The following is a 16,448-nucleotide window of genomic DNA, read 5'->3' as shown; positions in this document are numbered from 1 at the left end:
GACCATCGTGGGTGGCACTGCGATTTACCTTCAGGATGTTGCTTCAGCAGGTCAGACCATCACGGGTATCACTTCGGCTACGGGTGCTGTCACGACACCTGGTGCTGATGGCGAGTTCACGTTTACGCCTACGGCAGCTATTGCGGTTGGCGGTACGTTCAGCCTGACGGTCACGGTTGATGTGGATGCTGCAATCACGGCTAACATCATCAATAACACCATTCATATCTGGAGCACGGATCCGGCGGGTGACTATACCACCCCGGAAGGTACGGCTACCACGCCGGATATCCCTGTTGATCGCGATTACGGTTTCGACGACGATGCAATCGCTAAAGTTGGTGATGCACCTAGGGCTACAGCCGGTACTTCTTATACCTACACGGTTACCGTTGAGAACCAGGGTCCATCGACCATCGTGGGTGGCACTGCACTTTACCTTCAGGATGTAGCTTCGGCAGGTCAGACTGTAACGGGTATTACATCTACTACCGGTACTGTTGGTGCCATTGGTACGGAGGGCGAGTTCACCTTTACGCCTACGGCAGATATCGTAGCGGGCGGTACGTTCAGCCTGACGGTCACGGTTGATGTGGATGCTGCAATCACGGCTAACATCATCAATAACACGATTCATATCTGGAGCACGGATCCAGCGGGTGACTATACCACCCCGGAAGGCTCGGCGACCACACCTGATATCCCTGTTGATCGTGATTACGGTTTCGACGACGATGCAATCGCTAAAGTTGGTGATGCACCTAGGGCTACAGCCGGTACTTCTTATACCTACACGGTTACCGTTGAGAACCAGGGTCCATCGACCATCGTGGGTGGCACTGCGATTTACTTGCAGGATGTAGCTTCAGCAGGTCAGACCATTACGGGTATCACTTCGGCTACGGGTGCTGTCACGACACCTGGTGCTGATGGCGAGTTCACGTTTACGCCTACGGCAGCTATTGCGGTTGGCGGTACGTTCAGCCTGACGGTCACGGTTGATGTGGATGCTGCAATCACGGCTAACATCATCAATAACACCATTAACATCTGGAGCACGGATCCAGCGGGTGACTATACCACCCCGGAAGGTTCGGCTACCACACCTGATATTCCGGTAGACCGCGAGTCAAACCTGACGATCAGTAAGGTTCCTGTTGACGCGCGGGTAACCGCTGGCGAGAGTACCAGCTTTACGGTAACGGTAACTAATAATGGTCCGTCCGCTATTGCCAGCGGCGAGGTAATCAGCCTGGGTGAACGCCCGAGTGCTGGATTGACGATCACCGGCTATACCGTAACGAGCGGCAATGGCACAGCAGCTGGAACAGGTAACAGTGCCACGGTAACTACCAGTGCGGTAATTCCGGTTGGCGGCACGATCACGCTAAGCGTTACAGCTGACGTGGGTGCCGACGCACCGGCTACGGTGAGCAACGGTATCGATGTTTGGGGACCGGATAAAGATCCGGGTACCGATACGCCGGACGATGGCGACGATACACCGGATATTCCAGTAGACCGTACTTCAAACCTGAGCATTACCAAGGTGGCGAATGACGCGCGGGTAACCGCTGGCGAGAGCACCAGCTTTACGGTAACGGTAACTAATGATGGTCCGTCGGCCATTGCCAGCGGCGAGGCGATCAGCCTGGGTGAGCGTCCGAGTACCGGATTGACAATTACCGGCTATACCGTAACGAGCGGTAACGGCACAGCAGCAGGAACGGGCAACAGTGCCACGGTAACTACCAGCGCGGTAATTCCTGTTGGCGGTACAATTATCCTGAACGTTACAGCTGACGTGGGTGCCGACGCACCGGCTACGGTGAGCAACGGTATCGACGTTTGGGGACCGGATAAAGATCCGGGTACCGATACACCGGACGATGGCGACGATACGCCGGATATTCCAGTAGACCGTACCTCAAACCTGAGCATTACCAAAGTGGCGAATGACGCACGGGTAACCGCTGGCGAGAGCACCAGCTTTACGGTAACGGTAACTAATGATGGTCCGTCGGCCATTGCCAGCGGCGAGGCGATCAGCCTGGGTGAGCGTCCGAGTACCGGATTGACAATTACCGGCTATACCGTAACGAGCGGTAACGGCACAGCAGCTGGAACAGGTAACAGTGCCACGGTAACTACCAGCGCGGTAATTCCTGTTGGCGGTACAATTATCCTGAACGTGACGGCTGACGTGGGTGCCGACGCACCGGCTACGGTGAGCAACGGTATCGACGTTTGGGGACCGGATAAAGATCCGGGTACCGACACACCGGATGACGGTGACGATACGCCGGATATTCCAGTAGACCGTACTTCAAGTCTGAGCATCACGAAGGTTGCCGACCAGGCACGCGTGAAAGCAGGAACAAACACCACCTTTACCGTAACGGTAACCAATAACGGTCCGTCGGTGATTGAAACAGGTGAAATTATACAGTTGGGTGAGCGCCCGAGTACAGGCATTACCATTACCGGTTACGAAATTGTTTCGGGGGCTGCAACCATTGCCAGCACAGGTAATGAAGCCACATTGACCACAACCGGAGATATCGCGGTTGCCGGAACCATTGTGGTACGCATAACGGCCAGCGTGGCTGCAGATGCGCCAGCTACCATTACCAACGGTATTGATGTGTGGGGTCCGGATAAGGATCCCGGTGCGGATGATCCGGATGACGATGACGATACACCTGAAATACCGGTGGACCCGAACTATACACTGAGTATTACCAAGGAAGCAGACCAGGCACGGGTGAAAGCGGGTACCAGTACCAGCTTTACGGTGACGATCAACAACAACGGTCCGTCACCGGTGGCCAGCGGATCGGCCATCCGGGTGGTTGAGCGTCCGGGTGAAGGTGTTACCATCACCGGATACGAGGTAACTTCAGGCAATGCGACTGCCGATGGTACAGGCAATGCGGCGACCGTAAATACAACGGCAGCTATTCCTGCAGGAGGTACAATTATCCTGAAGATAACGGCCGATATCGCGGGGGATGCCGAGGGAACCATTACCAACGGTATTGCGGTATGGAGCCCGGGTAAAGATCCGGGTACGGATGATCCGGATGATGAAGATGATACACCGGAAATACCGGTTGATCCGAACCGTGCGCTGAGCATCACGAAAGTTGCCGATCAGGAAACCGTGATTGCTGGCACGGCCACCACCTTCACGGTAACAGTAATCAATAATGGTCCGTCGCGTATTCAGTCCGGTGAGGTAATCAGCCTCGGTGAACGTCCGGATGCGGGTATCACCATTACCGGATACGAAGTGACCTCGGGTAATGCCACCGTGAGTGGAACCGGCAATTCGGCGGCTCTGACGACTACAGCAGCTATTGCGGTGGACGGTACCATTACGGTGAAAGTGACCGCCAACGTGACCGCATCGGTAGGGGAAACCATCTCCAATGGCGTGGCTGTTTGGGGCCCGGATAAGAACCCGGGTACAGATGAAGAGGATGACGAAACCGAAACACCTGAGATTCCGGTAGTGGCACCTTATACGTTAAGTATCGAGAAGGTGGGCGACCAGGCAATCGTACAGGCGGGCACATCCACTTCATTTACGGTAACGATTACGAATAACGGACCGTTGGCTATCGAAGCTGGCAAAGACATTGCCCTGGAAGAACGTCCGGGAGCCGACGTCACCATTACGGGATACGAAGTGGTATCCGGCGCCGCTACCATCGTGGGTAATGGAAATACAGCCTCGATCACCACGAATGGAGTAGTGGGCGTGAGTACTACTATTGTGGTACGGATTACTGCAGATGTGGCCGAAACGGCTACCGGTACCATCACGAATGGTATCTCGGTCTGGGGTCCGGATAAAGATCCTGATGCGGAAGATCCGGATGATGAGGACGATACTAACCCGATTCCCATTGATGCCACGTTGGATATCCCGAACCTCTTTACACCGAATGGCGATGGACTGAATGACCGCTTTGCGATCAAGAACCTGACACAGTACAGCAACCGGGAATTACTGGTGCTGAACAGGTGGGGTAATCAGGTATACAAATCCACAAATTATAACAACGATTGGGACGGCGGTACGCTTGCCGAAGGCACGTACTATTACATCCTGCGCGTGCGGAGCGGAAATGGGGAATGGCAGACATTCAAGGGTGCAATTGCACTGATTAGAGTAACGAATCGTTAACATCGGATACCTGCCGGGCAGCTGCCCGGCAGGCCATCCAATTTATAAGCTGACAGATCATATCAAAAAGATAATAACATGAAGAAGTATTTGTTTCTAATCCTGATAATGGCCTTAACTGCTCCCGTATTTGCCCAACAGGTGGCCCAGTACAGCCAATACATGTTTAATGGAATTTATATCAATCCGGCGTATGCCGGGTACCGGGGTCCGCTGAACCTGCATACGTATTTTCGGTCGCAGTGGACGGGTATGCCCGACGGTCCGCGTACCATTGCCTTTGCTGGTGATATGCGCACCGCCAGTGACAATGTCGGGCTGGGGCTGAATATTATGAGTGATCGGGTAGGGTTGGAAAAACGGGTGTATGCCTATGCAAATTATGCATATCGCCTGCGCGTTGGCGCGGATCCGGAAGACCGACTGTCTTTCGGTATCGGGTTGGGGGTGATTCACTCGGGGTTTGATAATGCCGGTATCCATACGGGAGACCCGGAAGCAGTAAACATTGAAAATTCCTTTCTTCCGGATGCACGCTTTGGTATCCATTACTCCAACAACATCTTTTTTGCAGGTGTTGGCGTGGATAACCTGATTTCCCAGCTGCTGTTCAATGAGGATAACAGCAGTACCCGGCTTCCGCCGGTAACCCAATACTACATTACAGCTGGAGGTATCGTGCCGATGACGTCGGATATCCTGTTCAAACCTTCATTCTTGCTTAAAAATGCAAGTAACTCATCGACGAGGGCATGGACCACCGACCTGAATGCCGCAGTGATCTTCGCAGAACAGTTTACGGTAGGGCTTTCTTACCGGACGGCACTTTCCAGCGGAAGCAAGCTTTCGGATGGCCTCAGACGGCCGAACTCCATTATCGCATTGGCCGAGTTCGTTGCTGCGGGACAGTTCCGTATTGGATATTCATTTGACTACGCACTTAATAAAGTGTATAGCCAAACCGGAGGAACGCACGAGATATCGTTGGGATACACATTAAATCGCGGAACACAACGTGTCCGTACACCGCGGTACTTTTAATTGGCTTCCCTGTTAACTGAATGAATCTGCAAGACGTCACAAAAATCTAATTTATGAAATTTTTCAACCATAAAATCACGCTGATCGCCGGACTGTGTTTATTACTGGCCTGGCCGGTACATGCCCAGTATTCGTTATTGAAATCTGCCGACCGGGAGTTCAGCGCTTTCAATTTCAGTACGGCCATCAAATTATATCAACAGGCATATGACGCCAAGCCCAGCATGAAAACAGCTGAACGGCTTGCCGAATCTTATCTGAATATGCGCAACTACCGCGAAGCGGAAAGATGGTACGCAATGCTGGCTAATCAGGACGAAGCCGTCACGGATCATATTCTGAAGTATGGTCATGTATTGCGCAATAATTCCAAATTCCGGGAAGCGAAGGCACAATACCAGCGGGTAGCGGCGAAATCCGATAATGTGCTGTCGGCTGGAGATCTTGCCGTATTGTACGCTTCGTGTGATTCGGCGGTGGTGTGGCTGGAGAATCCCATCAAGGCGGTAGAGGTGCGTAATGAGAAGCGGCTCAACAGCGAACAGGCGGAATTCGGTGCCGTAAAAGGACCGGATGGATTGATATTCGCTTCCGACCGGTTTGAGGGGGCAGCTAAACCTGACGTGATCTACGGATGGACAGGGAATCCATACCTGGCGATGTATAAGTTTGAAAATAACAGCGTGCAGAAAATAGCGGCCCAATGGGGCGATGGCGCCAACCACTTTGGACCAGCTACGTTTTCAACAAAGCAGAATGAAGTGTATTTTGCAGTTACCAGGACCCCAACACGCGAAGAAAAACGTCAGGCAAATAAAGACATTACTGTCAATATCGAGATTTTCTCAAATTCACTGGATGCCGAAAACTGGGGTGAAAACGCCACGCCGTTTCGATATAATAACATTACGCAATGGTCAGTGGGCGACCCGTTTCTTAGTCCGACCGGCGATACGTTATACTTCACATCAGACATGCCCGGCGGGTATGGAGGTACGGATATTTATTACGTAACGCGGCAAGGCGGGGGCTCATGGGGTGATGCAGTGAATCTGGGTGAAAAGGTGAACACCATCGCCAATGAACGCTTTCCGGGGATAGACAATAAGGGCGATTTTTATTTTTCGTCAGAGGGACATGTGGGGATGGGTGGACTGGACGTATATCGACTGGACAAAGGCAGCCGGCAGATAATTAACCTAGGCTATCCGTTTAACTCACCATATGACGATTTCGCTATTCGCTTTGATAAGGAAATGGAAGGGTATTTCGCCTCCAACCGAAGTGCGGGGATGGGAGCTGACGATATTTACTGGTTTAACCTGAATAAAAAGATTCAGATTGACCTGGCCGGCGGTGTGTATAACATTAAAACCAACTTGCCGGTAGCTGGGGCCCAGGTAACGCTCACCCCGGTAGGTGAGGAAAGCAATGCGGTGACACTGAATGCCGACCAGGAAGGTAAGTTCAAGTTTAACCTGGCTGAAGAAACCGATTATCAGCTTATGGCAACGCAAACCGGATTCCGGGAGGCACAGCCGCTGAATTTCACTACAAAAGGGATCGACAGTACAACAACCCTTACGAAAGACATTATGCTGCAGCCGGTGGAAGTGAAGGAGGTGGTGGTGCTTCGGAATATTTATTTTGACTTCGATAAATCCGATATCCGGCCGGATGCCGCGTTGGAACTGGATAAAATATTGGCGTTCCTAAACAGTGATCCTAATGTGAAGATCGAACTGAGCGCCCATACAGACTCACGGGGTAGTTCTGATTACAACATGAAGTTGTCACAACGTAGAGCGGATTCAGCCGTTGAATACCTCGTATCCAAAGGGATTAGCAAAGACCGCTTGGTTGCGAAAGGTTATGGATTTACCCGACTGGTCAACCAATGTGCTAAAGGGGTAGAATGTACGGAGGAGGAACACCAGTGGAACAGGCGGGTGGAATTCGTTGTGATCGAAAATTAATTAGTTAGTCTGTTGTGTTGATTTGAACCCTAACGGGCCTGCCGGCCTGTTAGGGTTTTTTGTTTCGATTAATGCACTGCTTTCCTTGCACGGCGCGTCCGCAGGCGGAGGAGGTTTTTCCTGTAATCGATGACCCCACCGTATTTCACGAGAATATCTCCACCGATCACACCGATTACCGGTTCAATATCGAGTTGCTGATAGGTGAAATTGATTGTGGAAAGGTCGAGGATGGCAACTTCGTAACGACGGAGGTGTAGTCCGCCGATCTGTAGGTCCGGCACGGTCAGCATAAAACTCTGCATGGTCGTGGTGCCCAAACCGGTTGAAACCATATCCGTATGCTGCAACATCATATCGGAATGGAGGTGCTCTTCTACGGTTGTCTTATCGAAAACCGTTTTAGAAGCACCAGTGTCCAGTACGGCTTTAAACCGTTTACCAAAAACAATGACTTCCAGTAATAAGTGGAAGCCATCGTCCTGCAGATTTAATAATGTCAGTGGAATTATGGTCATTAATTACAGCGCGCCGATTTCATGTAACACATTGTTCATGGTGCGCACGGCATCCGCGCTTTTTGAAAATGCCGCCTTTTCCTCTTCATCCAGGGGAAGTTCCAGGATACGTTCCCATCCGTTCTTGCCCAGGATCACCGGTACGCCCATCGTAATATCCTGCTGGCCGTATTCGCCATCCAGGTAAACAGAAGCAGTAAAGAGTTTCTTTTGATCACGTATGATGCTTTCCACAATTGCAGCGCTGGCAGCACCGGGCGCATACCACGCTGAAGTGCCGATCAGCTTGGTCAGTGTAGCTCCGCCGACCATGGTATCCGAAATAATCTGCTGTTGTTCCGCGTCGGATAAAAACTGGGTTACCGGCAGGCTATTCCACGTCGCATGCTTAATAAGGGGGATCATGGTCGTATCGCCGTGACCACCAACAACGATCGCATTAAGGTCTGCCGGTGACGCGCCAAGCCGCTGGCTAAGCTGGTACCTGAAGCGTGAAGAGTCCAATGCTCCCCCCATTCCGATGATGCGGTTTTTAGGTAGTCCGGTTGCTTTCAGCGCAAGGTAAGTCATCGTATCCATCGGATTGGAAACAACCACAATAATGACCTCGGGTGAGTGCTTTAATAAATTTTCCGCAACGGTCCGTACAATATTCGCATTGGTGCCGATCAGCTCCTCGCGGGTCATTCCCGGTTTACGGGGCAGGCCAGAGGTAATTACAGCAACCGCCGAGCCGGCCGTTCGACTATAGTCGTTGGTAACACCGGTAATCTTGGAATCAAACCCCAGTAATGCTGCGGTTTGTGACATGTCCTGCGCTTTACCTTCAGCAAAGCCCTCTTTAATGTCTAACAAGATGATTTCTTCGGCAAGTTCTTTCCGGACAATGTTGTCTGCGGTAGTGGCACCTACTGCTCCGGCACCTACGACGGTTATCTTCATAATTTACTGTTTTGTTTACGGTTATTATTATGATTTATTGCACTCGTAGCTAAGGTAATGATTAAAGATAAAAGGAGCAAAGAATAAAAAGGCAAAGAATAAAACAGGCGTAACAATGCCGATAGCTCCGAATTAAAACGGATAGCCAATAGCGAGGTTAAACACCAGGTTGTTACGCCGCCAATCCGGGTCGCGGAAGTTAATCTGGTTGATTACCCAGCGGTTGCCCCGGGCAAGATAGGGGATGCGCAGGGGCATCGCCAGGTCTGTCCGGATAACCAGGTAAGTGAAATCAAAACGAAGTCCCAGTCCGGCACCAACGGCCATCTCCCTCAGGAATTCACGGCTGAATTTTGCCCCCGGCTTGTTGGGGTCCGAATGCTGGAGCCAAATGTTACCCGCGTCGATAAACGCTGCCCAATGAATCACACTGGCGAGCTTGGCCCGGAATTCGGTGTTTAATTCAATCTTAATGTCACCCGTCTGATCGGCAAAGAAATTGTCTTCGCCAAAGAACTCAGGCTCGTAGGATCCGGGGCCAAGTGCGCGGGCCCGGAAAGCGCGAAGTCCGTTTGGACCACCGGAAAAAAACTGCTTAACGTAAGGAAGCGTCCGTGAGTTGCCATAAGAATATCCAAATCCCGCCATTGCCCTCGAAACAAGCTGGCTGTTTTCGCCCAGTCGCAGGTAATGTCGGAAATCGCCTTCAAGTTTAACATATTGGGAAAAATTCGTTCCAAATACCTGATATGTTCTGCCTGCATCGGCATTTGCCCCCCGGATCAGCCCATATAGATTAGCCGATAAATCCACACCACCCTTGAAATAAAACGTATGTGTACGTAATGCATCCATGGTGTTGGTATAGGTAAAATTGTAATTTGGACCAAAGGTCAGCTGGGGTTCTATGGCATGTCGCAGCGGCGGCACGGTATCCAGCTGCCGCTGGTAGGAGTCGGTAATATTCCAGGGTTGCACATAAGCGATTTCCAGTACATCCAGCTCGTGTTCTTTTTGGATATTTTCTTTCCAGGAGTATCCATAGGCAAATCGCATCGAGTTTAAACTGTATGCCGTCCGCCGGTTCAGAAATTCATAACCTGCCGTAAAATGCGTGCGGGGAACAAACCGGCGGGTGGGCTGCCAGTCGAAAGGGGCAATCATCCTCGGAAACGAAAGGTTGGCCTCAATACCGTAGCGGTAAAAGCTGGAATTAAGGTTTACATTCCCCCCGGTTTGGGTTTCGAATCCGCCGTATACGGTAAAGGTAAGCAGCTCCCCGCTGCGGAAGGCATTGCGGTGCTGCCAATTGACATTAAGCTCCGATCCGTTATATACAGAGGCCGTTTTGCCCAGCAGCTCGATGCGCAGCCCCCTTTTGGGCATCGGGGTAAGGTAATAATAAACATCAAGCTGATTGGTCCTTCCCGAATCCACTTCTACGAATTCATTCCGTACAAATTTAAAAGTCCCCATACCCACCAACTGGCTGATGGTGTTGTTATGGCTGGTGCGGTTATATAGGCCCCCTTTCTTGAAAAACATGGTACGTGCCAGTGCAAACCGGCGATAGGTATGATCGGGATCCACAAAATAGTACGTGCTGTCATACAGCTCCGCATTACGGGGCGGCCGCCTGCGGTATCCGGACTGGCTAAGGGTGTAATCCGGATAAATATAGATATCGTTGATCGTATAAGGGTGCTTGGCTTTGGACGGCGTTTCCCTTTTAACGGTAACGTAGAGATCCACATGATGGTTGCCGGAGGTGCTGTCTACATCAACTAACAGGTAATCCGGACTGAAAAAATAATATCCTTTGTTTTTGAGGTAGTTGTCTATCCGTTCACGCTCAGCAATAATCTGGTCCAGGTTATAGGGCCTGCCGGCCTGTAGAAGCGATTCTCCTTCCGTCGCTTTAATGGACTTGCCCAAGGCGCTGCTGTCTACTTCAAATGTCACAGAATTGATCCGGTAGATGATATGGGGGGAGGCCGTATAAGTAACTGTAGCCTTTTGCTTGATAATCGAGGTGTCCGAAACTACTTCGGCATTGAAAAAGCCTAAATTTTCCAGCCTGTTGCGTAACAGGTTTTCGTTATACTCCCGGTTTACATCGGATAGCAGCACCGGGGGTTCACCCACTTTATTTTTCATCCACGCCCGTAAACCGCGGTCGCCCTTCGGTTCACCGGCAATATTATAGATATACAGCTGCGGCCGCATACCCAAAATGGTTTTGTTGGGTTTAGGGCGAAGCATCTCTTCCAGGTGCGTTTCCAGGGGCTCAATATACTCGGCGGGAATGGTGTCCGTATCAATGTCCACCTCGCCTTTGATATACAGGCTTTCCCCTTCGGGAAGGTATTTGACATTGCTACAGGCGGCAAGGCACCATACTGCTGCAATACCGTAAATGTAGTGAATCAGCCTTTTGCTATCCATTATTGGCTACTCCTTTCTTCCACAGGGGCATTCTCCTCTTGTTCGTTGCGCATAGCGGTGTTTTTTTGGCCAGTTTCTGCCGGTGCTGGCGTGCTGTCATTTTGCTCATCATTCCGCTCTTCACGGCGCTGGCGCATCCGTTCCCGGAATTCGGGGTCGTTGCGTTCTAAGCTGTCGATAATGACCCGTCTTACGCTATCGCGGTAGGCCGTGTCTGTTTCCATCCGTTCGACGTCCCACCGGCGTCGGAAACTCCGACTTTGGGTATTGAACTGATTAGCGAGCTCATCGGCACTCATGAATATTTCCCTGAACCGGTTATAATCCATGTTAATGATAAATCCGATGCCGGTTTCTACAAATTGTCCCTGCAATGTCACCTGATATTGGTTTTTGCGGTAAACACGAAGGAAATACCGCCCGTCCTTTGACAGTTGGTAATCCATGGAAATGTCGCCCGCAATGTTGCTGGGCTGTTCGCCGGGCCGCGTGTTACCCTCCAGCTCGAAATTGGAGCCTACGGTAACTTTCAGCCGGTCATTAAATAGCATTTTGGAAACACCGATGTTCAGGTCTGTGCGGTTTTGTCCCAGCCCGGTGGTGTAATCCGCTGTTGATTGCAGATCGAAATCCAGTTCAACGCCCTGAATGAGGTTGCCAGCCAGTCGGTTGAGCTGGGCGCTCAGCAACGAGCTGACACTGTTCCGGGCAATAGCTTCGGCGCCCCCGCCCCCGGATAAGCTTTCAAAAGGATTGGCGGCCATGAACCGACCGAGCACGATCAGCGCAAAAACCTGTTTGTTCATCTCCGAGGGGTTTTCCCGCAATTGTGCCAGACCGGTGTTTACCTTACCGGCAACGTCCTGGGAAATCAGTGCATTATCTTCATCGAGGTCGATATCAAAGTCAAGCTGCGGTTGAAACATTTGTCCGGTAATATGCAGATTGACGTCAAAAGGCACCCGTTGCTTATACAGGTTGGGACGTTCGGCGCCAATCTGATTCTGCACCAGTTCCAGCGTCGGCGCCTTCAGGTTATAAACAGCAGTAATACCCAGCCGCGCATCCATCGGGTCGCCGGCCCAGGTGATGGTACTGCCTTCACGAAACCGGAATAACCGTTTTACCGGCCCAAAAGAAAAGGAATAACTGCCCTCGTTAACGGTGTAAGTACCGCTCATGGTGATTGCGCCGCTGGGGTTAATGCCGGCATTCAATTCGGCCTCGCCGCGGATGTGTAATGCATCCTTGCTGCCCGGGTCGATGACGATTGTAAACGCTGCTTCCTCATCAGTTTCAACGTTTACGGAAAGGTTGAGACCCTGAAGCTCGGTCTGGGTAAGTGAGTCCACGCGCGCAAACACATTGACAGCTGACGTATCGCTTCGGTCGACAAACCGGACGATGCCCTGCCGGTCGACCATGCCGGGATCGTCGTTGGGCAGTACAAAAGTCACGTCGGTATTTTTATTCACCCGCAATGTGCCGCTCACATCCGGGCTGGCCATGTCGCCCTGTATTCTTAGGTCACTCGAAATAAACAATTGGCCGTAATACATATCGTTATCCTGCTGTGTCGAATTCAGTACATGAAAATCGTCGGCCGCCAGGGTAAGATTGAATCCGAAATCAGTATAAGTCGTGGTCGTTACCGTGCCGTTAAGCACCGCTGTATTTCCCTTACTGTCTTTCAGTGAAAAGCGATTAAAACGCAGGCCTTTGTCGTTGAAGTTGATGCTTTGTCCGTCAATGTTAAATGTGGCATTAAGCATAGCTACATTGAGGCTCGCCTGATCGAAACGCAGGGCTCCGTTAATCCTGGGTGCATCCGGGGTGCCTGTAATTTGAAGTTTTCCGTTAACCGCACCGGTGGAATTCCGAAGATACCCCAAGCTGAAAGCATCCAATGAATGCATGGATAACGGGTTAAGGTTTAATACAAAATCCAGTTGTGCATCCCCTTCGGGTGGACTGATAAAATCGCCTGACAGGTTTACGTCATTGCCGTTGCCGGTAATGCTGATGTCAGCAGCATATGTGTTTTCACGGATGTTATTTACGTTGAGTTTGATGTCGCCCACCGTGTCATTTCCAAATGAAAAGCGGTCGACCGTAAGGTCGGCAACAAATACCGGGGAAGATTCCAGCCGGGATACCGTGGCGGTTCCATTGATGCCACCTCCCATATTAAGCAACTCGCTTTCCAGCATCTGGCTGAAGGTTTCGATCCGGAAATTTTTAAATACCAGGTCTATAGGTGCATTCAACGTAGAATCCTGCGACTGGATCGACATTTCCTGTCCGTTGTTATTGAGAATAAACTGATGAGTAGACAATCCGTTGCTGCCAAATGTTATGGCATTTTTAGGGTCTACGTTCCACTTTTCATAATTCAGCATCAACCCGTCTTCCAGCAAATGAAACCGGAAATCCCCTGCATCGACCTGTAAGCCCATGCCCAGGTGGTAGCGTTCCTTGTCAGCATTGTCCTTGATCCATAGCCCGAAATCCAGCTGATTCTGCTGCACGGTTCCGCTGAGCAAGGTGTTTATCAATTCGATATTACCCACGGCCATCCGATTGATGAGGAAAGAATAGTAGAGCGTACTGTCAACGGTGTTGAGGTCAAACCCCACCGCGTCCACAGTAGTTCCTGCATACACGAGATGCGGCGCCGTAGCTTTTGCCAATAACATTTTATCCGCACTGTTAAATGAACCGTCCAGTGTAATGTCATCCATCTCGGTAAGATCGGGGAATAAGCCACGGATAAACCTGGAACGCGTAAACTGCGCACTGAAGTCGAATTGCTGCGGGGTATATTCAACTATCGGGGCGATGGAGTCCGGCTGGTAATACACGGCCACGATGTCCTGTATCGCATTGCTCAGTTCACTCAGTTTGAAATTTCCGATCATGTGCGCATTCAGAAATTCGGACTGCAATTGCAGGAGGGCAGAACTGTCCCGGGAGACGGCATTGAGACGTACCGTATCCAGCGTGTAACGCTCCTCATTGTAAGCGACAGAAGAATTGACAATAGACACGGTACCATTCAGGTGATCGATATCGGCTGTTTCGAAATCGGCCAGCAAACGGCCGTGATACCGGAAATCGTCATTCATCAATCCTAAATTCCGAAGATTGATGCTGTCGACCATCAGATCAACCTTTGCTTTTGGGTAATTGCCGCGCATATCCGCATGGGCGTCGAGGTCAAAATCAATATTGGGATCACCGCTGGCCACTGATGCCGTGATGTCGCCGTTATTTGCCTTGGCATCGATTGCGATATCGGTATACGTATATCCCATTGCCTCCAGGCTGACCAGTGTTCCCTCGATAGCTGCGGTTGCGGTCGCCGGATCCAGTCCCGTACCCTTGGCCCGGGCAGTAAAGGACAGTTTTCCAAGGGTGGAGTCCATTTTCATGAACTGGCCTATATCGATGCCATCGATGTTGATCTGCGCATTATAAACCGTGTCCCGTGTCGGTGTATTTGTCCGGAAGTCAGCGTCAACCGATGCATTTCCCATGCTTGTCTGCAACTGCATGTCTGTCCGGAACTGGGATAAACCGCCATTGAACGTTCCCGTTAGCCGGAGGTCAGCGGGGAATTCAATACTGTCGGGCAGAAGGACCGGTGCAATCAGACGGTCCAGGTCAGCTTTGCCCGTAACGAGTTCTTCCAATTCGAGGTCGACGTTCAACCGGTCAATATCCGGCAACCCTTTAATGTGGGCATTCGCTGCCAGTCGTGTACGGTCAAGCGCCAGGAATTCCAGGTTCCTTATTTCCAGGTCGTCCAACCGGCCATTGATTTCCCCGTTTACAAAAAAGGTATGGGGCCAAAGCGGCTCCATCACGGCCATGGTATCAAGGTCCGGAACAAAGAAAAGTACGTCCATCATGCCCAAATGACTTTCCTTGATATCGGCGGCTAACTGGACACTTCCCAAGTCGTCGGCAATCTGCTCCAACGAGGGATATTCAACCCGGATATAATCCCGGATCAACGTATGCGGTGTTTCCAGGTACAGCTCACTGAGTGTCGCACCGTTGCTGGTATAAGTGAAATTGGCACGCGCTTCATTTAACACGAAACCGCTGTGGTCCGTGGCCGTCAATGTGCGCAGGCTGCCGCCGATGGAATCCGCCGAATAATGGAAATCGGTTAGCTCACCCTGTACACCGGTGATATCCATATGGCCATAATCAAAGCCAGTGGCTATACGCGACTGGCTGGCGTCCTCATAGGTAAAATTAGTATTAGCTATCCGTATTTCGTTCGCGGTTACCCGCCAGTTCATGGAACTTTCCCCGCTGCTTGTATCTGACGAAGCGGCCTTTGGCTCCGTTTTACCGAAGAATACCCGGGAAGTTGAACCGTCGAGATCGATTTCATCGATCCCGACAATTTCCTTGTTTAAGTCAAGCGCGTTAAGGCTGGCCAGTAAACGGTCCACCCGGAAGCGGGTATCCATGGCACCGGCCTCGTCCACATAGGCAAAATCAATATCCTTGAGATCAAATGTTTCCAGCTCCAGGTCGGGTAGGAGGCTGCTTTCGGTCGTGTCGGGGATGCCGAAATCCACGGCATCCGGTGCTTTAGCCGGACTGGCAACGGCCCACTGGCGGACTACACCCCGTAGCCCTTTAACCGTGATTTTGGGAATTCCAAAACGCATATTACCTGCTAGGTCAAAGGTTTTAATCCGGGTGTCCAGGTGGCCGAGGTTGACTTCCGCTGCCGTACCGATGACTTCATCGCGGTATACGAAACGGATGCGGTCAAGATTGACCCGGTCTACATTGAATTTCATCGGTGCACTGCTGTCCGGTGCTGCCGGTTCATCCTGTTCCGTTGCAAACGCATGGATAATGTAATCAAAATTGAATGCGCTATCGGGTAATGTGCGGTTAATTTTGGCGGTGATACCCTGTAAGTCGATCCGGCTGATTTCCACTGTATTCCTTAGCAGTTTCAGCATGCTGATGTCCACGCGCAGCTGCTCTCCGGAAAGCAGCGTATCCTGCGATTGGTCTTCGAAATAAATGCCCTCCAGAACCAGCATTTTCGGAAGATCCAGGCTTACATAATCAATACGGACAGGGGTGTGGATCTTGTTTTCCAGATAAGAGGTTATTTTCTGGACAACAAAATTTTGAACGGCGGGAATGCGGATTAATACAAATAGCAATAAAATCAATCCAATGATACTTCCGATAATCCAAAGAAGTGTCTTGACTGTTATCCTGCCGAATTTATTCAAGGGAACCGGTATTTGTGTTAAACGTTTACCAAAGCTATAACGGAATAGACTATAAAAAGTT

General features: G+C 50.9%; 7 protein-coding genes. 3 read left to right on the top strand and 4 right to left on the bottom strand.

Annotated elements, in window-relative coordinates:
* The 3 genes from NEV57_RS04160 to NEV57_RS04150 form a co-directional block, all read left to right on the top strand.
* Positions 1-4,192, top strand: a 4,192-nt coding sequence (locus tag NEV57_RS04160) for a T9SS type B sorting domain-containing protein (RefSeq protein ID WP_257657014.1), incomplete at its 5' end; no start/stop codon positions are given.
* Positions 4,193-4,270: 78 nt separating this feature from the next.
* Entirely contained in the window at positions 4,271-5,233 is a 963-nt protein-coding gene (locus tag NEV57_RS04155; RefSeq protein ID WP_257657013.1) for a PorP/SprF family type IX secretion system membrane protein, read from the top strand.
* A gap of 53 nt (positions 5,234-5,286) precedes the next feature.
* The gene (locus NEV57_RS04150; RefSeq protein WP_257657012.1) at positions 5,287-7,209 is read left to right on the top strand and encodes an OmpA family protein; all 1,923 of its coding nucleotides are present in this window, start codon (positions 5,287-5,289) and stop codon (positions 7,207-7,209) included.
* Between the two features lie 68 nt (positions 7,210-7,277).
* Here NEV57_RS04150 and NEV57_RS04145 read toward each other — a convergent pair whose 3' ends face one another.
* The 4 genes from NEV57_RS04145 to NEV57_RS04130 form a co-directional block, all read right to left on the bottom strand.
* Positions 7,278-7,727 (bottom strand): retropepsin-like aspartic protease, encoded by a 450-nt coding sequence (locus tag NEV57_RS04145; RefSeq protein ID WP_257657011.1) that lies wholly within the window; start codon positions 7,725-7,727, stop codon positions 7,278-7,280.
* 3 nt (positions 7,728-7,730) lie between these two features.
* Positions 7,731-8,669 carry a malate dehydrogenase gene (gene mdh / locus NEV57_RS04140; protein ID WP_257657010.1) on the bottom strand — a complete coding sequence of 313 codons (939 nt, stop codon included), beginning with the start codon at positions 8,667-8,669 and terminating at the stop codon, positions 7,731-7,733.
* A gap of 132 nt (positions 8,670-8,801) precedes the next feature.
* Entirely contained in the window at positions 8,802-11,114 is a 2,313-nt protein-coding gene (gene tamL, locus NEV57_RS04135; protein ID WP_257657009.1) for a translocation and assembly module lipoprotein TamL, read from the bottom strand.
* The gene (locus NEV57_RS04130; protein ID WP_257657008.1) at positions 11,114-16,387 is read right to left on the bottom strand and encodes a translocation/assembly module TamB domain-containing protein; all 5,274 of its coding nucleotides are present in this window, start codon (positions 16,385-16,387) and stop codon (positions 11,114-11,116) included. Before NEV57_RS04130 ends, tamL begins: the two co-directional genes overlap by 1 nt.
* Positions 16,388-16,448: the final 61 nt, after the last annotated feature.

It is taken from the genome of Parapedobacter lycopersici (assembly GCF_024643285.1).
Lineage (GTDB): Bacteria > Bacteroidota > Bacteroidia > Sphingobacteriales > Sphingobacteriaceae > Parapedobacter > Parapedobacter lycopersici.
Note: the sequence above shows the minus strand (reverse complement) of the source record. Positions and strands in the feature narration are given on the sequence as shown.

Bases quoted from the DNA above. Each gene is read 5' to 3' on its own strand.
- NEV57_RS04145 (WP_257657011.1), bottom strand. From the start codon at position 7,727: ATGACCATAATTCCACTGACATTATTAAATCTGCAGGACGATGGCTTC.
- tamL (WP_257657009.1), bottom strand. From the start codon at position 11,114: ATGGATAGCAAAAGGCTGATTCACTACATTTACGGTATTGCAGCAGTA.
- NEV57_RS04155 (WP_257657013.1), top strand. From the start codon at position 4,271: ATGAAGAAGTATTTGTTTCTAATCCTGATAATGGCCTTAACTGCTCCC.
- mdh (WP_257657010.1), bottom strand. From the start codon at position 8,669: ATGAAGATAACCGTCGTAGGTGCCGGAGCAGTAGGTGCCACTACCGCA.
- NEV57_RS04150 (WP_257657012.1), top strand. From the start codon at position 5,287: ATGAAATTTTTCAACCATAAAATCACGCTGATCGCCGGACTGTGTTTA.